This is a genomic window from Enterovibrio calviensis DSM 14347, from assembly GCF_000621165.1.
In the GTDB taxonomy this organism is placed as follows: domain Bacteria; phylum Pseudomonadota; class Gammaproteobacteria; order Enterobacterales; family Vibrionaceae; genus Enterovibrio; species Enterovibrio calviensis.
The window spans coordinates 1-23,343 of record NZ_JHZA01000024.1 but is presented as its reverse complement, the minus strand read 5'-3'; the positions used below and the strand labels follow the sequence as shown (position 1 = coordinate 23,343).

The window sequence follows — 23,343 nt, the reverse complement described above, 5'->3', positions numbered from 1 at the left end:
TTATGAAACACTCAGGTTCACTGGTTTAGCCAACGTGTTTTACTTGCTATTTTTACGATTCGCGGCCCATACATGAAGTAGATCTGTCGCGATGGTCGCTGCAGCCAGTGAGGTTAGCTCTGCGTGGTCATACGCAGGAGCCACTTCAACCACGTCCATGCCAATCAGGTTAATGCCCTGAAGCCCACGAATCACCTTTAGGATCTTGTCGGTGCTCAGGCCGCCACATACAGGTGTCCCTGTGCCCGGTGCGTAAGCAGGATCTAAACAGTCGATATCAAACGTCAGGTAAACTGGACGATCGCCGACACGTGTTTTGATCGCATCAATGATTTGATCTGCAGTCCAATCATTCGCGGTGGCAGCATCCACCACTTGGTAGCCAAGTTTGTGGCTGTGCTCAGTACGAATACCGATTTGAATGGAGCTATGTGGGTCAATCAAACCTTCATTCGGCGCATGGTAGAACATGGTGCCGTGGTCATATTGGCTGCCCATGTCGTAGGTGTCGGTGTGCGCGTCAAAGTGTACCAGCGCCATTTCACCAAACTGTTTGGCGTGCGCGCGCAGCAGTGGCAGTGTCACGAAGTGATCGCCACCAAACGTCAGTAGCGTTTTGCCTTCTGCCAGCAAGCTGTTGGCGTGCGCTTCTAGGCGCTCGCACATTTGTGCGGCATCACCACAATCAAACACCAAATCGCCACAGTCAGCCATTTTGATTTCTTTGGTGAGAGAGAACTCCCACGGCCAGCGTTTGCCTTCCCAAGCCAGATTGATCGAAGCTTGGCGAATGGCACCGGGGCCCATACGGCTACCAGAACGTCCGGTGGTCGCCATATCAAACGGCACACCGGTGATAATCACGTCAGCGTCACAACCTTGTGGTTGAAAAACCAAAGGCTGACGAAGAAAACCGAACGCATTGGAATACAGCGAATAGTCTGGGTAGTTGGCCAGTGTTGCCATGTGAAAATCCCTATGAAATAAGATTGCCCGCCATAAGCGGGCAATCAAAAATTAACGGTGTGAACGAATGTCTTCGAGGTAAGTGTAGCCTTTTAGGCCTTCTGCCATTTCTGCAAGAATCGCTTCGTGTTCTTGTTCTGGCAAATACTCCTTCACCATCTCTTGGTATTGGCCCATAAACTGTGCCGGATCGAGGTGAACGTATCGCAATACGTCTTCAACACTGTCACCACGGTCGATAGATTCGATCGTGTATCCATCGGCGCTGCTGCGCACAACGGCGGTATCGGTATCACCAAACAGGTTGTGCATGTCGCCCAGAATCTCTTGGTATGCGCCGACAAGGAAGAAGCCCATACGGTAAGGTTCTTCGTCGCTCCATGCTGGCACGGCAAGGGTGCGCTCAATGCCTTGGCCTTCCACGTACTGATCAACTGCACCGTCAGAATCGCAGGTGATGTCGAGCATGACCGCGCGGCGCTCTGGTGCTTTATCAAGGTTACTTAGCGGTAAGATCGGGAACACCTGATCAATACCCCATGCGTCTGGTAACGATTGGAACAGCGAGAAGTTCACGAAGAACTTGTCAGCTAAGCGCTCGTTCAATTCGTCCATGACAGGGCGATGGGCACGGTTCTTCGGCGACATTTTGCATGAGAGTTCGTAGCAGATACGCAGGCTGATTTGCTCTGCCCAAGCGCGCTCTGCAAAGTTCACCATGCCCATTGCGAACTGCATGTGGACTTCTGATAGGTCGCTTTGGTTGTCATGGTAGATCTCAACCAATGAACGCTGATCGCCAGACTGGCTAAGATCTTTAAACGAGTGCCACATGTTATGAAGAATCTGTGGCGCACTTTCTTCGGGTGCAAACACTTCCTCACGTTGGTAGCGTTCAACGCCAACCACGTCTGTCACTAGCACGGCATGGTGTGCCGTGAGGTTACGACCCGACTCAGAAATAATGCGCGGCATCGTAATGTCGTACTCTTTGCAGACATCACCAATGGTATAAACCACGTTGTTGGCATATTCGCGCAAGCTGTAGTTCATGGAGCAGCTGCTTTGGCTGCGAGTGCCTTCGTAATCTATCGCCAAACCGCCACCTACATCGACGGTGGTGATGCCAGCGCCCAGTTTGTGCAGTTCGGCATAAACACGTGCCGCTTCGCCCACACCAGAGCGCACATCGCGGATATTGGCGATTTGTGAACCGAGGTGGAAATGCAGCAGTTGCAGGGTGTCTAGCATGTCTTGCTGGCGCAATTTGTCCATCACGGTCAGCACTTGTGATGCAGAAAGACCAAATTTAGACTTCTCGCCGCCACTGGCTTGCCACTTACCTTTGCCTTGAGAGGCGAGACGTGCGCGAAGGCCAAGACGTGGTGTCACGCCCAATGCTTTGGCTTCTTCTAGCACCACATCTAGCTCAGAGAGCTTCTCAAGCACGATGTAAACTTCATGACCTAGCTTTTCGCCGATCAATGCAAGACGGATGTATTCGCGGTCTTTGTAGCCGTTACAGACTATCACTGAGCTTGCTTGACGTGCCATGGCCAATACAGCCAATAGTTCAGGCTTGCTGCCGGCTTCTAGTCCAAGCTGACGCTGTTGGCGCGCATATTGGCTTTTCAATATTTCGCTAACAACCGCTTCTTGTTGGTTTACTTTAATTGGGTAAACCAGCAGGTATTCACCTAGGTAGCCGTAGTCGGCGATCGCATCGTTGAAGTTAGCACACAGGCTATCGACGCGATGATGCAAAATCTCAGGAAAGCGAACCAATACAGGCAGTGAAGCGCCTTTGGCAATCAGTTCATCAGCCAGCGTAGATAGCGCGACAGTGTTCTCCGGACGCTTTACGTCAGGACGAACAATCACTTCCCCTTGCGGATTAATATCAAAGTATCCCTGACCCCAGTAAGGCGTGTTGTAGACATCACGGGCGTCATTAATAGACCAATCACTCATGTTCATTCCTCGGCGGTGATTGGGCACAAGAATATGGCGGATAGCAGAATGAGTAGCGCTATCAACGCTTGCTTGTACCAAAGAAAATTATCAGTGCGGTTAACGCAGGCAGACCTTATTCAGGCATCTGCAGCGAAAGATCAAGAAGGACGGCGTCCGCGCTTCGTGTTCGCTTTAACGATGCCCTTTTCCTGCGCGAAGGGGCTGACAGGGTCTGGGAGTTGTTTTGCGGGTGAAGTGTCGCTGTGGCGTCGCAAACGGGGGTCAGGGTGTTCGCCTGAGCAAGCGGTTTTGCGAAAGATTTCATTGCCATTCCTATAAAAGGCCGTACTTCAGACAGGTACGGTATGACAGAGAACAAGGCTTGTGTCGGCAGCAATGATGGTATTAGCAATTGCTGCTCGAAGCCTGGATACACCTCTTTGGTATCATCTAAACCAGAACGGGTGCGTGGCGATTAGACAACCGTTTTACGCGCGGTGCAAATAAATTAATTTGCCGCTAATGATTAGTTTTTTTCATCAAGGTCGAGGGTGGTTTTGGAAGGCAAACCCTGTGCGGGATTGTGCGGCGTTGACATTGAAATGGGGGACGGAAACAGCGCGTCTTTGTGATAAAAAAGCCGCTCTGAGAGAGCGGCCTTCTTGGTGTTTGTCAGCGTTTACGCGTTCACGATTTGGCACAATTCGTTGCCACAAAGGTGATATTGGCGCGGGCACTTGCGCCACGCTTGCAGCATGCGCTGGTACTTTTCTAGCATTGGCGTTTGGCTGTTGAAGTGGTGTGACCCTTTGTCGAACTGGGGGTAAAGACCTTCAACGTCAGTGAGGAAACGCACATAGTTAACCAGATGTGCTTCGGTTGCCGCATCAAAACCCCAGAATTGCAGGCGACGTGCATCCACTTCGCAATCACAGCGTGTACCGTCTTCTAGCATGCGGAAAGATTCTTGCAACGCGTGGTGCATTTCCATCACATCGATCACTAATCGACAAAGCGCTTCAGGCATATCCCCGAAATCTTTATCCAATTCGCGCATTTGCAGTGCGTAACCACGTTCTACAATGGTTTGTAGGCGGCCGTATTTGTCGGCGTTCTGTGGGTCAAGTTGTGACATCAAAGTATATTGATTAGATAGGATAAGACGCTGAGCGTGAGTCATTTCCATAATAGTGGCCTCAAAAGATAAAAATTCGTTGTCCAAACAGTCCCTTAATTGTGTTTTTAGGTGAGAGAGTTTGGTAATTCATGTGCCACAGAGTATCAGTTAGTACCCGCAATTTTTTTGATCTGACTACAGGTTAGTTACGGTTTTTTAACTTGAAAAAATATGGCTAACAAGGTTAGTCATGGCGACGATAGACTAAGAGTGATGGAGCATTCATGGTTTACTGGCAAGTGATGGGGTGGGCATGTTTGGTGTTGGCGCTTTGGTTGTGCTGGACACCACTAGCGTGGCACAAAATGCGGCAAGACAAAGATTACCAACATCTGGTTTTTGCCAGTGCCATGGTGCTGTTTTGTTTGTGGGCGCTCAAAGCCGGGATCAGTGAGGGCCTTGATATTCACTTCCTCGGTATGACGGTGTTGACCTTGTGCCATGGCCCGCGCATTGCAGTGTGGATTAGCGTCTTGCCATTGTCACTCATGGTCGGATTCGGCTTGCTACCATGGGAAGATGTAGGCTTATATGCGTTCACCACATCAGTGATTCCCGCTTTTGTGAGTTACGCTATTTTCTGGCTTTCCTATCGATACCTCACGCATCACCTGTTTATTTATATCTTTATTGCGGGCTTTCTTAATGCCGCCATTACGATCGTTTTGCATCTCTGCGTGGTGTCGGCGGGATATTGGATGTCGGGGCTTCATGCGTGGACAACGATCGTTGATAACTATCTGATGCTGTCTTTGTTGATGTGGTTTCCTGAAGGTTTGCTTAACGGCATGGCTGTGACGTTGCTGGCGGTCTATCGCCCGCATTGGCTACGAACATTTTATGATCGAGAGTATTTATCGCCTGACCGCTAGATTCGTTTAATCGCTAGCGTGTTGCTGGGAGCAAAGAAAAAACGGCCCGCAGGCCGTTTTTTGTATTCTTGGACATGTAATTAGTACATGACCTTGTGACCATAGCCTTCCAAAATTGCTTTCAGGTTTTCCATGGTTTCTTTCTTTGGTGGCGTGGCATCTTTGAGTTCGTATTCGTAACCCAAAGCTTCCCACTTGTGCGCACCCAGCTGGTGGTATGGCAACATTTCAATTTTTTCGATGTTGTCCATGTCTTTGATGAATTCACCAAGGCGATGTGCCGAGTCTTCATCATCGGTGTAGCCTGGAACAACCACGTAGCGAATCCACGTTTTTTGGCCACGCTGATGCAAGTAGCGGGCAAAGTCCAGCGTGCGGCGGTTTGACACACCAATCAGATCTTTATGGATTGCATCGTTCAGTTGCTTGAGGTCCAGCATGACCAAGTCTGTTGCGTCGAGTACTTCGTCAACCACATCGGTGTGTTTGCGAATATAGCCGTTGGTATCAAGACAAGTATGGATGCCTTCTGATTTAGCAGCACGGAAAAAATCACGAACAAATTCAGGCTGAAGCATGGCTTCACCACCTGAGGCCGTGACACCGCCGCCCGATGCATTGATGAAATGGCGATAGGTCACCACTTCTTTCATGATCTCTTCGACCGACACTTCACGGCCATCATCCAAATCCCACGTATCGCGGTTGTGGCAATATTTGCAGCGCATCAAGCAGCCTTGCAAAAACACGATAAAGCGAATGCCAGGGCCATCCACGGTGCCACAAGACTCAAAAGAGTGAATACGGCCAATCACCGACATGAGATTCTCCAAAAACTACTGTAAAAAGTAAGGGGTTATATTATACCGAAAGCCCTTTCAGATACAGGGCTTCAGCGAGTTTGAAAAGCGAAGAGTGTAAAGGGGAGTGACGTGTTAGAGAGCGTTTAAGTCAACAGCAAGCGATGGGCTATTACTTGCTGTTGGCGTTAGGGGAACTGGTGAAATTGACGCGATGAGTGCTCGGCGTTGTTTATGTTCTTAAACGGTGCTGATGGCGTGTGGTGGACACAAAGAACGGTGGTTTTTTAATTCGTCCCACAAGTTATGCCAATTGTTTAAATTGGTTGCTGGCATCGGTTTCGCTATGAAAAATCCTTGCCCATAATCGCACCCCATGTCGCGTAATCCATGCCATGTTTCGATGCATTCAATGCCTTCAGCGACGGATGCGACGCCGATACGTCTCGCAATCAGTATGCTGGCTTCCACTAATGCGCTTGAGGTGCGGCTACTTAGCATTGGAAGCACTAAAGATAATCCTACTTTTAGGGAGTCGATAGGCAAAAACTCGACCTCTTGTAGTGAACTGTGCCCCGTCCCAAAATCGTCGATGGCGATACGAAACCCATTCAACAGTAATCGAGAGGCGGCTTCTTGTACTTGGCTGATATGGTGAAAATGCTCGGGTTCCATTAATTCGAAATAGATCTGCTCGCAAAGCTGGGGGTGATCTTCCGCCATTGAGATGATGTTGTCGACGAACTTAAGTTCTATCAGATTATTCATCGAGATATTGATGCCGACAGGCCGTCCTTGCAACTTCTCTTGATGCTGAATCACCGCCTTTATCACCGTCATGGTTAATTCAGACTCAAGCGCGAGTGCTGAGAGCTGAGGGAGAAATTGACGAGGTAGCATGATGTCACGTGTTGGGTGGCGCAAGCGTTGGAGTGCTTCACACGCGATCCATTCGCCGTCCTCCAGACGAACAATCGGTTGAAACCATGTCTCGAATAACCCTGCTTTCCAGGCTTCGAGTACTTCCTCTTCCCGCAAAGGCACTAGATCTTGAGGGAACTGTACGTCGTGCTCGTTCGCAATGTCTAAGTAGTGTTTTAGCAAAGGGATTGAGGCGGGCTTAGGAAGAACACCCAGCACATTGAGGTGAAGTTTCTCACACATGTTTTGTACGGTTTCGAGCACTTTTTGAGATGCTGTGCTGGTGATCACAATACATCCCATAAAGCCTCTTTCTGCCATGTTGCTGAGAAGCTCAATGCCATCGATATCGGGTAGCTGTAAATCACAAAAAACCAAATCCGGTTTTTCGACCATTATGTGTTCAAGTGCATCGCTGCCGCTTTGTGCCGTCGATAGCTCGTCATTCCCAGACAAAAGCTGCATCAATTGTCCGGACATCATGTCCCGCTGAAAGGGATGATCTTCGACAAGCAATATTTTCATATTTCCTCACAAATGCGGCGAATGCGCCTTCGCTATTTGTTTGATGAGTAAGTGTTTCCAAAGAGTATGGTCAGCTTTTTTGCATTCGTCGACAGAACGTCATACGGCAACGTGAGTGGTTAAGGCGCGGTAGAGCCGGGGGCAGGCGAAGAGGCTCATTGCTTGGGAGTTTGGTGAATATCGAATAATACGCATAAAAAAACACCTCCACATGGGAGGTGTTTTTTATCATTCAGTGAAGACTCAGATTATAGAGTTTCAGTGAATGTACGCGCGATAACGTCTTTTTGCTGTTCAGCAGTCAGAGAGTTGAAACGCACAGCGTAACCCGATACACGGATAGTTAGCTGTGGGTAGTTCTCTGGGTTCTTAACAGCGTCTTCCAGTGTTTCACGGTTCAGAACGTTCACGTTCAGGTGTTGACCACCCTCGATGCCTGATTCGTGGTGGAAGTAACCGTCCATAAGACCAGCAAGGTTCGCTTTCTGCGTGTCGCCATCTTTACCAAGTGCGTTAGGCACGATAGAGAAGGTGTAAGAGATACCATCTTTTGCGTGAGCAAATGGCAGTTTACCTACAGACGTTAGTGATGCTACTGCACCTTTCTCGTCACGACCGTGCATTGGGTTTGCGCCTGGTGCGAATGGTGCACCTGCACGACGACCGTCAGGGGTGTTACCCGTCTTCTTGCCGTATACCACGTTTGACGTGATAGTCAGGATAGACTGAGTAGGAACCGCGTCACGGTAAGTCTTCAGTTTACGAATCTTGTTCATAAACTTCTCAACCATTTCACAAGCGATGTCATCTACACGGTTGTCGTTGTTACCGAACTTCGGATAGTCGCCTTCGATTTCGAAATCGATCGCAATGCCGTCTTCGTCACGAACTGGTTTCACTGTCGCGTATTTGATAGCAGACAGTGAGTCAGCGGCAACAGAAAGACCCGCGATACCACAAGCCATAGTACGGTAAACGTCACGATCCATCAGCGCCATTAGCGATGCTTCGTAGCTGTACTTGTCGTGTGAGTAGTGGATAGCGTTCAGTGCGGTCACGTACTGAGTTGCCAACCAATCCATGAAGTTGTCTAGGCCAGCCCAAACTTTGTCGAAGTCTAGCACTTCGTCAGTCATTGGTGCTTGCTTAGGACCCACTTGAAGTTTCAGTTTCTCATCCACACCACCGTTGATTACATACAGTAGTGTTTTAGCAAGGTTTGCACGAGCGCCGAAGAACTGCATGTGCTTACCGATAACCTGCGGAGATACACAACAAGCGATAGCGTAGTCATCGTTGTCGAAATCTGGACGCATTAGGTCATCATTTTCGTACTGGATAGAAGAAGTATCGATAGATACTTTCGCACAGAACTTCTTGAAGCCAATAGGCAGTTGCTCAGACCAAAGAACAGTGATGTTTGGCTCTGGGCTTGGACCCATGGTGTAAAGCGTGTTCAGGAAGCGGAAGTTAGTACGGCTTACTAGTGTACGACCGTCACAACCCATACCACCCATTGATTCTGTTGCCCAGATTGGGTCACCAGAGAACAGCTCATCGTACTCAGGAGTACGTAGGAAGCGAACCATACGCAGCTTCATAACGAAGTGGTCGATCATTTCCTGTGCTTCAACTTCAGTGATCTTGCCTTCAGCAATATCACGCTCGATGTACACGTCTAGGAACGTAGAAGTACGGCCCAGAGACATTGCAGCACCGTTCTGTGATTTAACTGCAGCTAGGTAGCCGAAGTACAACCATTGAACAGCTTCTTGAGCCGTGGTAGCAGGACCAGAGATGTCCGCACCGTATTTCTGAGCCATCTCTTTGATTTGGATCAGCGCACGGTATTGCTCTTGAATTTCTTCACGCAGTTGCATGGTCATTTGTAGATCGTCGCCAGCTTCCAGTTTCGCTTGTAGCGAATGGAATTGCTTAGCTTTGTCCTTTAGAAGGAAATCTACACCGTAAAGTGCAACGCGACGGTAGTCACCGATGATGCGGCCACGGCCGTATGCATCTGGAAGACCAGTCAAAACACCAGACTTACGGCAGTTCATGATATCAGGGGTGTAGATATCGAAAACGCCTTGGTTGTGAGTCTTACGGTATTCTGAGTAAATCTTAGAAACCATTGGGTCTAGCTCGCGATCATACGCTTTGCAAGAACCTTCGATCATACGCACACCACCGTTAGGGATAAGTGCACGTTTCAGTGGCGCTTCAGTTTGCAGACCCACGATCTTTTCAAGATCTTGGATGATGTAGCCTGCGTCGTGAGCAGTAATGGTAGAGATAACAGAAGTATCGAAGTCTACAGGGGCGTGAGTTGAGTTCTCAAGCTTGATGCCTTCCATGACTTTTTCCCAAAGCTTGTTAGTCGCTTCAGTACCTTCAGTCACAAGGAATGATTCATCGCCCTCATAAGGGGTGTAGTTCTTCTGGATGAAGTCACGAACGTTAACTTCGTTCTGCCATTCGCCTTCAGCGAAACCTTCCCATGCTTTAGCAAATTGCTCAGACATGATGTACCTACCTTTTTAGTAGAAGAAAACAAGTACTTAGCGGTTTTATTCCCGCTCCACTGTTGAACCAGTGGGTAGTACGCGATCATTAAAAACTGTAAAAGCAAAAACGCTTAATTCAAACGAATTTGATTTTACGCTTTCTTAGCCTTGGTTGGATAGTAATTTGGGCAGCCAAAATGACTGCCCAAACCGAGTATTACATGAGTGCTGGAATACCGAACTGGTCTTCAAGCATGCCCACCGCCAGCATTGCTACCAGACAGATAACTAATACTGAGCCAGGAATCACTATGCGGTCTATGAAAGACAGCTTTTTCGCACGCTCTTTGTCACCAATGAGACCATTGTTGTCGAGCAGCATTGCGAGTGCCCAAGCAAGAACAGGGTTAGCAACCATCGCAGCGAAGATACAGATACCAGCAGACTGTGAGTCTTTGGTTTCACGAATCATCTGAACACCAGCTTCAAGCAGTGGAAGGAATACACCCACTAATAGAGCAATACGCATGACTGGAGGCCATACCGCGACGTCCATTGGGAAACCAAGGATAGCGATGAACATAACCAAACAGCCAAGAAGAATCGCACCCGCTGGGATTGGACGCTTCGCGATAGCTGCAGGGATCATGTATGTACCCCAAGATGAAGTGATGTTACCACCACCTACTGCTGTACCTACCATTTGACGGATAGAACACATGGTCATGGTGTCATCCACGTCCATCAGTACTTTCTCAGTCTTCTTCGGGTAGTTAAGCTCTTGGAAGATACGGTGACCTAGGAAATCAGGTGACCACATTGCTACCGCCAGGATTGCAAATGGCAGTGACGCAATGAAGTGTTGCAGGTTAGGTAGGCCTAGCATCCAACCTTGCTCAGTGCTTCCCCACCAGTAAACTGGATTCAGGTTAGGCAGACCCATTTCAGTGGTGAACGTCAGGTCAAAGCCAGCACCCAGTGCCAATGCACTGATCAAGCCCGTTACCGCACAAGCAGGAATCGCCAACCAACGTTTACCAACGCGAGCAAGCAATGCGTAGAGGATAACGTTAACAGCAAGAACAACCAGACCGACATAACCCATGCTGCCTTTGGCAACAGACGCAGACTCTAGCCCTTTAGCCCAAGTTTGAATGTCAGCGATTTGGCTCATGGCACCGGTAAAACCAAGGAAGACAAGCAGACCACCTGCTACACCTTCACTGGTGAGGTTAACCAGCTTTGAACCGCCCTTGAAGTAACTCAACATCAGGCCAAACACACCAAGAAGAAGTGCTAAAGCGAGTGGGTGAGCACCTGCCAGCGCAATGGTACCGATCAACGGAATCATTGGGCCGTGGTTACCAGCAAGGTTTGCGCGTGGGTTGATAAAGCCAGAAGCGAGTACGCAGAAAAGCAGTGCAGGGATAAGCATCTCAACACGTGCGACTTCGATAGCGAATTCTTTACCGAGGTTAATGTGGTCCCAAGCTTGTGTCAGACCGTCAGCCCAAGACATCATTACCGCAGAGTACATCGCGATAATACCAATAGTACCTGCAAGTGCAGGAACCAAGTCTTCGAGTTCAAAACGGAAGTCACGACCAGGAAGGTTTAGCTTCCAACGGCGCGGGTTCATGATTTGGAGTTCGTGGTCCAGATATTCTGAACGAGTTGCGAACTCTGAAGCGGGACGGTGCTTAGCTTGATATTCGCTTTGCGCCTTATCACCGATTTGCTCTGATGGAGCTTGGATTGACATAAAGTCCTCTACGTACAAAAGCAAACAGAACTGACATAGCCCTCTACTTTTTACGTGATCGCTTAGCACTGAGTAACGGGCTAAACCATATCAAGCTGAGAGCCAAAATTCGTTACATGAATACTAACAAACCTCATGCTGGCAAACTTGATTTAGATCATTTTCGTGAAAATAAATTACACCTTTGATGTGCCAGTATTGGATGTTTTCTATTCAGTTGATGATTTATGGGGCAAAAAGTGCCGTCATAGCTGCAAAAGTGAAATTTAATTACCAAAATAGGCGGGGAGGGCGTGCTACAGGAGAGGTGTTTCATCGTGTTTTACAGTGAACATCCGACGCTATCCAGTACCGACGAATAGATTTCGGATGCATATCACTAATACCAATCCACATTGAGTGTGAAGGTATTGGAAGGGGCGGGGGTTGGTGAGGCACCATGTACAAAAAATATCGCCCATATTGGTGATAACAATATGGGCGATAACATGATGGCTAGCGGTGTTTACGCTGTCGCGAGTGCTTTGGCTTTTTGTAGTTTCAGGTAAGAGCCAATTAGCTTCTGGTGCGCGCTAAACTCAGTCAATGAGCCGTTCGGCGCAGATAAACCGAAGAAACGGATATCACCAGAAATGGACTGCCACACCGATTCCGTGACGTCGTCACCATAGATAAAGCCAAACGCCTGACGGTATTCAACCGGATCGCGGCTTTGATCTTGAGCCAGCTCAAGGCTCGCAATCAAACAGCGCATGAACACGGAGCGCTCTTGGCTGTAGATGGTTGCGTTGTAATCCAAACTCCATACCGCGAAGTCTTGTGCGGATTCCAAATCGCCCATGGCCAATGCCAGTAGGCATTTCAGTTCGCCAATGGTCAGAGACTTCCATGCTGTATTGGCATCAGGGGCGATACCCATCAGCTCACACACCATGTAGCTGTCGTCAAAGTCTGCCATTTCAAGCACATCAAACAAGAATTCGATGGCTTCGTCGTTGTATTCAGAAGCAATCAACATTGACATAGCATCGCGCAGATCGGTGCCGCGATTGTTATTGCACAGTTGAATTTCCTCTGGCGGGTAAATCTCAGACCAGCCCGGCACAATCACTCGGCAGCAATTCACATCAAGATGGGTGTAATCAGCGATGTAGGCATCGGCATCTTCCGCATGCAGTTTGCCCAGCAACCAATCACACTCTTCTTGCGATGTGCCATCGAAGTTCCAATCGGCGAATTCGATATCAGCGGTCGCCTTGAACATGTCCCAAGACACAGTGCCTGACGAATCAATGAAGTGGGTTTCAAGGTTGTGGTGATCGGCGACGTCTTCATCGTGGAAAGAAGGTGCTTCGAACACATCCAAATCTTTTAGGCTGCGTCCTTGAAGCAGTTCCGTGACGGTACGCTCAAGCGCGACCTGAAAACGTGGGTGTGCGCCCCAAGACGTAAAACAGGTGCCATTGTGAGGGTTGAACAATGCCACACAGATGACTGGGTATTTGCCGCCTAAAGACGCATCGTAAGCAACAACCGGGAAGCCTTCGGCAATCAGTGCATCAATAGATGCTTGCACTGACGGGTAACGCGCCATCACCTCTGCAGGGATTTCAGGCATGCTAATGCGTTCGGCGATAATGCGGTTTTTGATTGCGCGTTCGAACACTTCAGACAGCGCTTGGCTGCGCGCTTCCGTTTGGGTGTTACCAGCAGACATGCCATTCGACACGTACAAGTTACCGATAACGTTCATCGGCACATAAACGGTTTGTTGGTCACGTTGGCGCTCAAAAGGTAGCGCACAAATACCACGCTCTTCGTTGCCTGATTGCAGGTCAATCAGATCGCTAGCGGCTAACGTATCTTCTGGGTCATAAAACGCTGACATCGCGTCGTCCAGCAAGCCTTCTGGCAAGCTGTCATCGTCAGTTAGAGGGAACCACTTTTCGTTCGGGTAATGCACAAATGCATCATTCGCAACGTCATCACCCAAGTAGAAATCGGCGTAGAAATAGTTACAAGACAGACGTTCAAAGTACTCACCTAACGCAGAAGCCAACGCAGCTTTCTTGCTCGCCCCTTTACCATTGGTGAAGTTCATAGGTGCGTCGATGTCACGGATATGAACTGACCAAACATTGGGTACAGGGTTTAGCCAAGAAACAGGTTCAACATTGAATCCATGCGCGGTGAGTTTTTCCTCAAAGCGGTTAATGGATTCTTCCAGCGCGGCGTCTTTACCAGGAATATAGGTTTTCATGGGAGTCTCAGTCTCATAGGGGGAGAGGGAGTATATACGTATACCCAAGCAACCTGAACAAGCAAGCTGATCCCAGACCGTCTTTAGGCTTTCGTAGCGGTGATTGGGTATATACCGGACAAATATTGCTACTTACCCGCAAAAAATAGACGCTCAGATAAACAGCAGTTGTCTAATTTACGTTATAGTCGAGATATCAACCCGTTAATGGCTGAGGGATATGAAAGTAATTGGCGTCGGCATTCTTTTATTCAGTGTGATGTTTCCTGCTCAGGCTAGTGATCCTGATTTCTCCAAGCACCTGAATCGCATTGAAAAGCTATTGTCAGAAGAACAATTTCGCGAAGCGGCAGACCTTGCTAAGGCCATTGTTGCCGATAACGACGAACAAGAGGCATTGCATCAGCGCCTTCTGGGCTTCATTTATTTGCACGAAGGCAATTATCAACGTGCTTATGCTGCTTACAGCAAAGCTATTCAATATCGTCAATTACCACCAAGTCTTCGTCAAGATACCTTGGGTGCGCTCGTCTCTTTGTCGATGAAGCAACAACGGTCTGATTTAGCGGTGGCCCATGGGCGTACTTACTTGGATGAATTTCCGCCGTTCCAGCCCGTCGAACAGCTTTTTGCTCGCGCACTGTTTACGGAAAAGCGCTATGACCAAGCACTCGTGCAAACGAACGCAATTATCGCTCGCTATGCTGATGTTCCTGAATTTGTTTGGCAGATAAAAGCTTTGAGTGAAGAGCAACTTAAACAGCATCGTGCTTTGATCAACACCACACGTCTCATTCAGGAAAAGTTTGGCGATGCGTTGCGCTGGCAGCAAAAACAAGCCATGGCTTATGCTCAACTTGGCGCAATACGTCAGGCGCTGGCTATTTTGAAAGCAGAGCAGGAAAAAGGGTCTGCACTAACAGACGCGGATTATCTCGATATGGCGCAGTTTGCCAGTATGCTGGGTCAACCAGAGAAAGCCATGGCGTTTTTGGACGAGGGGATCCAAGACAAAGAATTGCTCGCCAGTCGAGACCTATTGAAGCGTAAGCTTCAGTACCATATGGAAGCCAATCAGTGGACAAGCGCGTGGGATGTGGCGTCAATATTGAACAAAGAGCCAGATCTGTATTTGCTTAAAGCGCAGTGTCGAATTGCATCTCGTCTTCAACGTTGGCCTGATGCCGTTGTCTTAGCACAACAAGCCATTGACATGGGCGGCGGTAGTGACACATTTTTTTGGGAAATTCTGGGTTATAGCGCCATGAAGAGCGAGCAGCTCTCATTGGCGCGTTCATCTTATGAAATACTTCGTGAGCTTGACCCAGAGAGCGATGCGGCTGTGTGGTTAAAAACAATTGATTTGATGGAAAATCAATAAGTAATGAGTTAAAGGCTGTCGATAGGTTCTAACGCCAATAACTGTATTAGTCTCGCTCTTTCGGTGTACCAAATAGGGGGGACGTTCGGTGAACCATCTTCTTGCATTCGCCAGCCTTTAAACCGTGATGTGGTAAATTCAACCGTTTCCAACTTGTAATAGAGGGGAACGGTGATCTGCTGTTTTGAAATGCGTAAATGAAGCTGATTGATGATCGCCTTCTGGGCTTTCTTATCTGATGTCAGTAAGTAGTCATTCAGTAATTTATCAATGCCTTCATCACGATAATAATGCTTTGCAAAACGCGGATCACTTGGGGTTTGGTTTCGGCTATTAAACGCTGAATCTAAGTAACGGTAAGGGGTAGAGCCTGAAAAATAGTTTGTGATGCTCATGTCATAGCTACCCTTCGCCATCAATTGCTCATAGCGAGAAAAGGGGACACTTTGGCTCTCTACGTTAATACCCACTGCCGATAACATTTCAGCGGAAACATTCGCGGCAGACACGAAATCACTCCATCCAGACGGGCTTATCAAGCTTAATGATAGAGGCTCGCCAGAAGGCAGTTCGCGAAAGCCATCACCATCCTTATCAACGAGACCCATTTCATCCAGCAATCGATTTGCTGCTTTTGGGTGGAAGCGAATGTAGTAAAGGTGTTGTTCTGCTGCTGATGGGCTTATCCAATCTTCAAATCTTGGTTCTAAGCCGCTAGCAAATGCGGCTATCTCACCTTGGCCAAATACCGCTACGTCAATCAACAATTCACGGGCAAGGCTCATGGAAATGGCTCGGCGGAACCTCACGTCTTGAATCACTTTTCTCGTTTCAGGATTGGGGTGATCGAAGTTAAACAATAGGCTGACAATGGTGGACGCTTTAAAGTCATAACGATAGTCAGGTGAGTAGGACGCATAGTTGCGTTCAATATCAGGAATAAAGGCGCTGGCCCAATCAAATTCACCATTGCTTAGGCGGGAGATAAGCTCGTCGTTGCTGCGAACCTGCGGATAGCGAATGCAGTCTACGTTTAACTCATCTTGCTGCCAATAATAGGGGTTGCGGCACTGAACGATATTGTTGCTACTAAACGCCTTGATGTAAGTAAATGGGCCTGTGCCAATGGGGAACGCATTGAGGAAGTAACGTTTATCTTTCACTTTGCGCCATTGGTGAGCGGGAACAATAATGGCTTCCTGTAGTTGCAGTGCAATTTGTGCGTTCGGGTTGGTTAACGAGACGTACACCTCATTTTTACCACGTTTTTCGACACGTTCGATCCACTTCCCAAGTGAATTGTAATCCAATTCGGGCTCATTTTTGAGTAACGATAAACTGAACTTCACGTCGTCTGCAGAGAACGGAGTACCGTCTGACCATTGAATGCCCTCTCTCAGTTTGAGAGTAATGCCTTTAAGATCAGAAGATAAGGAATAGCTTTCGGCCAAGCGAAAATGAACGATATCGTCCTCAAAAACCATTAGCGGTTCGAAGATGAAATCTCGGGTTGTCGCCAGCTTATCCGTGCGAAAAGGGTTGTAGTTCTGCACAAACCCATTCGATAACTCAGGAATAATGGTGAGCGTATGGGTCGTCGCCATGCCTGCAAAAGAGACTAGCGCAAGACACAGTGTCAGCAAGCGGGGAAGCATAGTTCTCTCGATGTTGAAATATAAGAATATTCTATCGAAATACACCCTACACTAACCGTCGCGAGCCAGCAATGAGATCGATCTCATAGCAAATTGGCGCTCTGTTTATTTATGCACTTTAAATGACTTATTTTTTACTGACTTAAAGGTTAACAAATTGTTGCTGTTGGAACTAATGGGTGTTATTTTCACAGAAACGAGCTTAAGTAGTGGATTGTGTTGTAGCACGGGTGAAAATGGCAAGATTGTCAATGGAACCGCCGAGCTCGCCCTTTTTGTTAGTGTTCGTCTATTACTCATTGATTAATAGGCGATGTCAACATAGGAACCAAGCGCTACAGTATTAAAAGCGACGTGCTAACAGAATGACAGGAGTCAAGCGCATGACGGAAGCAGTAGCGCTGCAAATCAAAGACCTACACAAAACGTTTGGTCAACATGAAGTATTAAAGGGAATTTCTCTGGATGCACATCGTGGCGATGTGATTTCCATCATTGGCTCCTCTGGCTCAGGTAAGAGTACGTTCCTTCGTTGCATCAATCTTCTCGAAACGCCAACCAGTGGTGAAATCTGGGTCAATGGTGAGTTGATTGAAATGAAGAACGGTCGAGGTGGTGAAGCCGTTCCTGTCAGTGAAAAACAAGTCCAACGCATTCGTTCTCGATTAGCCATGGTGTTCCAAGGTTTCAACCTGTGGTCACACATGACGGTGATGGAGAATGTCATCGAAGCACCTATTCATGTCTTAGGTGTGCCTAAAGCTGAAGCCATTGAGCGCGCAGAAGCCTATCTGCAGCGTGTTGGTCTTTATGAACGTCGAGACTACTATCCTGGCCATCTCTCTGGTGGGCAGCAACAGCGTGCCGCGATAGCGCGAGCGTTGGCTGTAGAACCTGAAGCCCTTTTGTTCGACGAGCCTACCTCAGCACTTGACCCAGAATTGGTCGGTGAAGTGCTCAACGTGATGAAAATCCTCGCAGAAGAAGGACGTACTATGCTTGTGGTAACCCACGAGATGGCGTTCGCTCGTGACGTGTCTAATCACGTGATGTTTTTGCATCAGGGCAGAGTGGAAGAGCAGGGTGACCCTGAAAAACTCTTCACCTCGCCTGAATCAGAACGTCTGAAACAGTTTATTTCTTCAATTTACTAGAGCCTCAATTTACTAACGTTCTTCAATTTATTAACGCGTAGCTACGCATATTCGGCAGATGGAAAAGGATTGTTCGCCATCTGGTTCAAATATCCATAAGGAGACAGAAAGATGAAAAAATGGTTAGTTGCTGTAGCTGTTACTGCTGCACTTGGTGCGACAGCTGTTCAAGCCAAAGAATGGAAAGATGTGCGCATCGCTGTGGACGTACCTTATGAACCTTTCGAATATAAAGCACCTGACGGCACACTGACGGGTTTCGAAGTGGATCTCGGTAATGCGGTATGTGAAAACGCCAAGCTGAACTGTAGCTGGGTGGTTCAAGCGTGGGACGGCATTATTCCGGGCCTAAAAGCACGTAAATATGACGTGATTTTCTCTTCAATGTCTATCACTGAAGAGCGTGCGAAGCAGGTTGCATTTACTAAGCCTTACTACAACACGCCAAGCGGTTACTTTGCGCCAAAAGCGTCTACCCTTGACCCAAGTAATGTGGCTTCTCTAGCTGGCAAACGCATTGGTGTTCAACGCGGTACGATCCAAGACAACCACGCTACAGATACCTTTGGCAAAGTGGCTGAAATCAAGCGTTACACAACAGGTGATGACTTGGTTCTGGATCTTCAAGGCGGTCGTCTTGATTTGGTTCTGATTGATTTCCCTGTGGGTGAAGCTGCGATTTTGGGTGCATCTGACGGCGCCGATTTCAAAACAGTTGGCGAAAATATCCAACTGGGTGGTGGCGTAGGTGCTGCAATGCGTAAGCGTGACAAAGACCTACTTGCTATCTTCAACACCTCGCTAGACGAAGTGAAAGCCAACGGTACGTACGACGAGATCATGAACAAGTACTTCAAGTACGACATCAAAATGTAATTGCTCGTCATTGAGGGTGGGTGTTCTAGGTAGAATGCTCGCCCTCATGTTTAAGCAACACCTTGTATGTCACTGATATACATAGCGCTCCAAAGGGAGCGGGATGTGCTCCCTTTCGACCGATGACTATCGAAATCGGTTTCTACGTGCAGGAGGTAAAGGATGTTAGATCTGCATGGTTATGGCCCTTCCATATTTATGGGCGCAATTCTTACCGTTGAACTGGCGGTGCTCTCAGCAGTGATCGCATTGCTGCTCGGTTTGGTCACAGCGATGGCCCGACTTTCAAATAATCGTTTAGCGCGTGGCGCAGCAACGGTGTATTCCACCGTGGTGCGCGGCGTGCCCGACTTGGTTCTGATGTTGCTGATTTTCTTCGGCGTTCAGATCATGCTCAACAACTTCTCTGATTGGCTCTATGACAGCTATGAAATCGATGTTTTCTTTAATGTCGATGAGTTCACTGCGGGTGTGTCGACCATTGGTTTCATCTTTGGTGCGTACATGGCGGAAACGTTCCGCGGCGCATTCCTCGCGGTTGACCGTGGTCAGCTAGAAGCCGGTACTGCGTATGGCATGAGTAATTGGATGGTGTTTCGTCGAATCATGTTTCCGCAGATGATGCGCCATGCATTGCCAGGTATTGGTAATAACTGGCTGGTATTGGTTAAAACCACGGCACTGGTATCTGTGATTGGCTTAGCTGACATGACGCGCTTAGCAAAAGAAGCCGCTGGGGCGGTGAACGAACCGTTTAAATTCTTCATTCCAGTCGCGATGGTGTACTTGCTGATCACGTCTGTATCGGAGCTTGGCCTAAAGCGACTTGAACGTAAGTTCAGTGCGGGTGTGGTAAGAGGCTAGGGAGAGTCAGAATGTTAGAATCAATATACGCGTTTCTAGACCAGAACGAGATTTTCACTTCAACGACCATTCTCCATTACTGGAGTGGTTTGACGATGACCGTTCAATTGGTGGTACTTTCCCTGTTTCTCGGCATGATTTTATCTGTGCCGTTAGCGGTCGCAAGAACCTCGAAAAACCCTTGGATTAACCGTCCTGTTTGGGTCTATGTGTACATCTTCCGTGGTACACCACTGCTTATTCAGTTGTATCTGATCTATTACGGTGTGGCGACGATAGAAGGCATTCAGCAGTCCATGTTTTGGGCTATCGTTGAAGACGCGTTCTACCCTTGCTTGATTGCGTTTGTGCTGAATACAGCTGCTTATACCACTGAGATTTTACGCGGTGCGATGATGGCAACGCCGCGTGGCGAAATTGAAGCCGGCGTGGCGTATGGTATGTCACGCTTTACGATTTTGCGCCGCATTATCCTGCCATCATCATTTCGTCGTGCATTACCGGCTTACAGTAACGAAGTGATCTTCATGCTGCATGCGAGTTCCATTGCCTCTGTCGTGACTATCATTGACCTGACAGGCGCAGCACGAGACATCTACGCACGTTTCTATGCACCGTTTGATGCGTTCTTGTTTGTCGCGGGTATCTACCTATGCCTGACTTTTACCATCGTTTATGGCTTTAAGCGTCTAGAGCACCGCTGGCACAGACACCTGAGACCGTTGGAGAGCTAAGAGCGGAATTTAGTTGCGAGGAAAAGCAGGTGCGAGGAAAAGCAGGTCCTAGGAAGAGAAAAAGATCAAAAGCATAAAAAAACCGCCTTGAATGGCGGTTTTTTATTTCTGACTTTTGAGGTTGAGGCTTCGCTGTTCCCTAGGACCTAGGACCCACTCTTCCTCGGTCCTTCTCTATCTGAATTCCGCCCAAATTGGCGCGTGATCTGACGGCTTTTCAATGCCACGCAGTTCGTAGTCAATGCCTGTATCCACACATTTCGCCGCTAACGGTGCTGTGGCGAGTACCACGTCAATGCGCAGACCGCGGTTGTCGTCAAAGCCGCGTGAGCGGTAATCAAACCACGAATACTTATCGTCAGCATCTGGGAATTGCTGGCGGAAGGTATCCACAAAACCCCAGTCCATCAAGGTGGCCAGCATTTGACGCTCTTCGGGTTGGAATGAGCACTTACCGGTTTTCAGCCAGCGTTTGCGGTTGACCTCGCCAATACCGATATCAAGATCGATAGGGCTGATATTAATGTCACCCATCACGATCACGTTTTGATCATTTGTGTGTGCATCGTTGAGATAGGTCATCAAGTCTTTGTAGAATTTGATCTTCGCAGGGTACTTGGTTTCGTGAGCAATATTCTCACCTTGCGGGAAGTAGCCATTTAGCACGGTCACTTCACTGCCATCTTCTTGCTTGAACGTCGCCATGATCATGCGGCGTTGAGCGTCTTCATCATCGGTAGGGAAGCCTTTCTGAACACTCACAGGCTCTTGTTTACATAACATTGCGACACCGTAGTGTGCTTTTTGGCCGTGGTGATACACCTTGTAACCCATGGCTTCGACGTCAGCTAGCGGGAAGGCTTCGTCGTGTACTTTAATCTCTTGCAAGCCAATCACATCAGGCTGATGTTTTTCGATTAATGCTTGAAGCTGATGAAGGCGGGCGCGTAGGCCATTGATATTGAATGAGATGACTTTCATGTTGTTGTGCTTCTCTCTATCTGTGAAAACCGTCGAGCGTAGGCTTAGTGTACCCGATCTCAGTTCTGAATTGTTGCGTAAAGGCTCTCGATAAAAAACTCGGAAATGCCTTACAACGCAGAGTCTTATATTTGCAACTATGCTGTAGTTAAACATTGTTATTGGCAATCAAGACGTTGTCTGTATTTTACGAAGAGTAGGAGCGCCTTTCATGAAAATGTTCAAGCTGATCAAAACGGCAATGGTGTCATCGGCTTTGGTTCTCTTGGTGGGGTGTAGCGAATACGGTGACTTCACGACGGAGCAAATTTGTAAAGCAAGCCTTGCTGCCATTAAAGGGAAAAGCCCGACTATCATGACGACAGATAAAGTCGTCAAAGAAGCAGAAACAGAGCGCGATATCTTCTACATGTCGTATACGCGACCTGATGATGGGAACAAATGGCATGTTCGCTGCAAAGTTGATAGGAAGCGTGCAATTTGGGCGCAAAACGATGGGAGATGGCGAGATCAAGCCCAAGACCCAACCATTCGATTTGCCATTAACGACGACGAAATTGAAATCCAAGAAACCTATCCAGACGGCAGTGCTGCACGAAACGTGACCTTCAATATCAGCATGCTGGGCGGACGCTCTTAAGCTATCAATCACGTTAATTCTCTGAACCAAGCCCTCTCACGTTAGAGGGCTTTTTCGTTTTCCTGTTCAGTTTTTTCGAATAAGTCTGCCTAATTCTTCATGCCGACTTGATCGCCGATACTTAATACACTGAATCTATACCCAAGCAACCTGAATCCTGCATCTTCAGGTTGTTTGGGTATAAATGCATTGAGGAGAGAGACGATGGGAAAATTAGTAGAAGGTGTCTGGCACGATGTTTGGTATGACACGAAAACATCGAATGGAAAGTTTGTGCGTGAAGATGCGGGCTTTCGTTCTTGGGTGACCCCAGACGGCGAAGCAGGGCCAACAGGAGAGGCGGGTTTTAAAGCCGAGTCTGGTCGTTATCATCTTTATGTTTCGCTGGCTTGTCCTTGGGCTCACCGGACACTGATTTTCAGACAACTCAAAGGGCTTGAGCAGCACATTGATGTGTCCGTCGTCAGCCCAGACATGCTGGAAAGCGGTTGGCAGTTTGATGAGCCAGAAGCGCTGTATGGTTTCAACTTCATGCATCAGGTGTATACCAAAGCAAAATCTGATTACACAGGCCGTGTCACCGTGCCAGTGCTTTGGGACAAACACACCCAAACCATAGTGAGCAATGAATCATCGGAAATCATCCGCATGTTCAACACGGCGTTTAATGACATCACGGGCAATACCGAAGATTTCTACCCAGAAGCCCTTCGCCACACCATTGATGAGTGGAATGATTATATCTATCCAAACATTAACAACGGTGTGTATCGCAATGGCTTTGCAACCACTCAAGACGCCTACGAAGAAGCATTCGATAATCTGTTTGCTGCGTTAGATAAGGTTGATGCGCATTTGGCGAGCCATCGTTATTTGGCTGGAGACAACGTGACAGAGGCAGACTGGCGCTTGTTTACCACGCTAGTGCGTTTTGATCCTGTGTATGTGGGGCATTTTAAATGTAACCGTCAGCAGATCGCACAATATCCGCATTTGTTTGGATACTTGAAGGATCTCTACCAAGTTGAAGGCGTCGCTGACACGGTCGATATGTACCATATCAAGCGTCACTACTATTACAGTCACGCTAATATCAACCCAACACGCGTTGTGCCAAAAGGGCCGGAGCAAGATCTCTGGGCACCTCATGGCAGAGGAAATGTTGGCCAGTAACAGGCTTGAACAGAAACGAAAAAGCCAGCTCTGAGAGCTGGCTTTTTGAATGATGGTGGTGGGAGAAGGATTCGAACCTTCGAAGGCGGAGCCGTCAGATTTACAGTCTGATCCCTTTGGCCACTCGGGAATCCCACCACGA

At 48.1% G+C, this 23,343-nt stretch carries 17 protein-coding genes, 1 tRNA gene and 1 pseudogene; 8 read left to right on the top strand and 11 right to left on the bottom strand.

Going from position 1 to position 23,343, the window contains the following annotated elements:
* Positions 1-39 precede the first annotated feature (39 nt).
* The 3 genes from speB to Q365_RS0117325 all read right to left on the bottom strand — a co-directional run bounded on the left by speB (position 40) and on the right by Q365_RS0117325 (position 4,105).
* The gene (speB, locus tag Q365_RS0117340; RefSeq protein WP_028024534.1) at positions 40-966 is read right to left on the bottom strand and encodes an agmatinase; all 927 of its coding nucleotides are present in this window, start codon (positions 964-966) and stop codon (positions 40-42) included.
* Between the two features lie 51 nt (positions 967-1,017).
* Positions 1,018-2,937 (bottom strand): biosynthetic arginine decarboxylase, encoded by a 1,920-nt coding sequence (speA, locus tag Q365_RS0117335; RefSeq protein ID WP_028024533.1) that lies wholly within the window; start codon positions 2,935-2,937, stop codon positions 1,018-1,020.
* Between the two features lie 661 nt (positions 2,938-3,598).
* A complete protein-coding gene (locus tag Q365_RS0117325) occupies positions 3,599-4,105 on the bottom strand; it encodes a YfbU family protein (protein WP_028024531.1) in 507 nt (168 codons plus the stop codon).
* A 212-nt stretch (positions 4,106-4,317) separates the two neighbouring features.
* Between Q365_RS0117325 and Q365_RS0117320 the strand changes: the two are divergent.
* A pseudogene (locus tag Q365_RS0117320) lies at positions 4,318-4,968 on the top strand (energy-coupling factor ABC transporter permease); the annotation flags it as partial.
* An 80-nt stretch (positions 4,969-5,048) separates the two neighbouring features.
* Here Q365_RS0117320 and pflA read toward each other — a convergent pair.
* The 5 genes from pflA to ycaO all read right to left on the bottom strand — a co-directional run bounded on the left by pflA (position 5,049) and on the right by ycaO (position 13,743).
* Positions 5,049-5,789, bottom strand: coding sequence for a pyruvate formate lyase 1-activating protein (gene pflA, locus Q365_RS0117315; RefSeq protein ID WP_028024529.1), 741 nt, complete (start codon positions 5,787-5,789; stop codon positions 5,049-5,051).
* A 219-nt stretch (positions 5,790-6,008) separates the two neighbouring features.
* Positions 6,009-7,214, bottom strand: a complete 1,206-nt coding sequence (locus Q365_RS0117310; protein WP_028024528.1) for an EAL domain-containing response regulator — start codon at positions 7,212-7,214, stop codon at positions 6,009-6,011.
* Between the two features lie 248 nt (positions 7,215-7,462).
* Positions 7,463-9,739: a formate C-acetyltransferase gene (gene pflB, locus Q365_RS0117305; protein WP_028024527.1), complete on the bottom strand. Its 2,277-nt coding sequence runs from the start codon at positions 9,737-9,739 to the stop codon at positions 7,463-7,465.
* Between the two features lie 199 nt (positions 9,740-9,938).
* The gene (locus Q365_RS0117300) at positions 9,939-11,483 is read right to left on the bottom strand and encodes a DUF3360 family protein (RefSeq protein ID WP_028024526.1); all 1,545 of its coding nucleotides are present in this window, start codon (positions 11,481-11,483) and stop codon (positions 9,939-9,941) included.
* Positions 11,484-11,988: 505 nt separating this feature from the next.
* Positions 11,989-13,743 (bottom strand): 30S ribosomal protein S12 methylthiotransferase accessory factor YcaO, encoded by a 1,755-nt coding sequence (gene ycaO / locus Q365_RS0117295; protein ID WP_028024525.1) that lies wholly within the window; start codon positions 13,741-13,743, stop codon positions 11,989-11,991.
* A 220-nt stretch (positions 13,744-13,963) separates the two neighbouring features.
* Between ycaO and Q365_RS0117290 the strand changes: the two genes are divergently transcribed.
* Positions 13,964-15,124: a tetratricopeptide repeat protein gene (locus tag Q365_RS0117290; RefSeq protein ID WP_028024524.1), complete on the top strand. Its 1,161-nt coding sequence runs from the start codon at positions 13,964-13,966 to the stop codon at positions 15,122-15,124.
* 8 nt (positions 15,125-15,132) lie between these two features.
* Here the strand turns inward: Q365_RS0117290 and Q365_RS0117285 are convergent, their stop codons facing one another.
* Complete coding sequence (locus Q365_RS0117285; protein WP_028024523.1) at positions 15,133-16,779, bottom strand: ABC transporter substrate-binding protein; 1,647 nt, start codon at positions 16,777-16,779, stop codon at positions 15,133-15,135.
* A gap of 383 nt (positions 16,780-17,162) precedes the next feature.
* Here Q365_RS0117285 and Q365_RS0117280 point away from each other — a divergent pair, with 383 nt between their 5' ends.
* The 4 genes from Q365_RS0117280 to Q365_RS0117265 all read left to right on the top strand — a co-directional run bounded on the left by Q365_RS0117280 (position 17,163) and on the right by Q365_RS0117265 (position 20,407).
* The gene (locus Q365_RS0117280) at positions 17,163-17,933 is read left to right on the top strand and encodes an ABC transporter ATP-binding protein (RefSeq protein ID WP_028024522.1); all 771 of its coding nucleotides are present in this window, start codon (positions 17,163-17,165) and stop codon (positions 17,931-17,933) included.
* Positions 17,934-18,044: 111 nt separating this feature from the next.
* Positions 18,045-18,809, top strand: a complete 765-nt coding sequence (locus Q365_RS0117275) for a transporter substrate-binding domain-containing protein (RefSeq protein WP_028024521.1) — start codon at positions 18,045-18,047, stop codon at positions 18,807-18,809.
* Between the two features lie 162 nt (positions 18,810-18,971).
* Positions 18,972-19,673 (top strand): ABC transporter permease, encoded by a 702-nt coding sequence (locus tag Q365_RS0117270; protein WP_028024520.1) that lies wholly within the window; start codon positions 18,972-18,974, stop codon positions 19,671-19,673.
* Between the two features lie 11 nt (positions 19,674-19,684).
* A complete protein-coding gene (locus Q365_RS0117265; protein ID WP_028024519.1) occupies positions 19,685-20,407 on the top strand; it encodes an ABC transporter permease in 723 nt (240 codons plus the stop codon).
* A gap of 174 nt (positions 20,408-20,581) precedes the next feature.
* On the opposite strand, the gene xthA is transcribed toward Q365_RS0117265, so the two are convergent.
* Positions 20,582-21,388: an exodeoxyribonuclease III gene (gene xthA, locus Q365_RS0117260; protein WP_028024518.1), complete on the bottom strand. Its 807-nt coding sequence runs from the start codon at positions 21,386-21,388 to the stop codon at positions 20,582-20,584.
* A gap of 211 nt (positions 21,389-21,599) precedes the next feature.
* Between xthA and Q365_RS0117255 the strand changes: the two genes are divergently transcribed.
* Both Q365_RS0117255 and Q365_RS0117250 read left to right on the top strand, forming a co-directional pair.
* On the top strand, positions 21,600-22,028 hold the full coding sequence (locus Q365_RS0117255; RefSeq protein WP_028024517.1) for a hypothetical protein: 429 nt from the start codon (positions 21,600-21,602) through the stop codon (positions 22,026-22,028).
* A 204-nt stretch (positions 22,029-22,232) separates the two neighbouring features.
* Positions 22,233-23,201, top strand: coding sequence for a glutathione S-transferase family protein (locus tag Q365_RS0117250; protein WP_028024516.1), 969 nt, complete (start codon positions 22,233-22,235; stop codon positions 23,199-23,201).
* A 53-nt stretch (positions 23,202-23,254) separates the two neighbouring features.
* Here the strand turns inward: Q365_RS0117250 and Q365_RS0117245 are convergent.
* A tRNA-Tyr gene (locus tag Q365_RS0117245) sits at positions 23,255-23,339 on the bottom strand.
* Between the last annotated feature and the right edge of the window lie 4 nt (positions 23,340-23,343).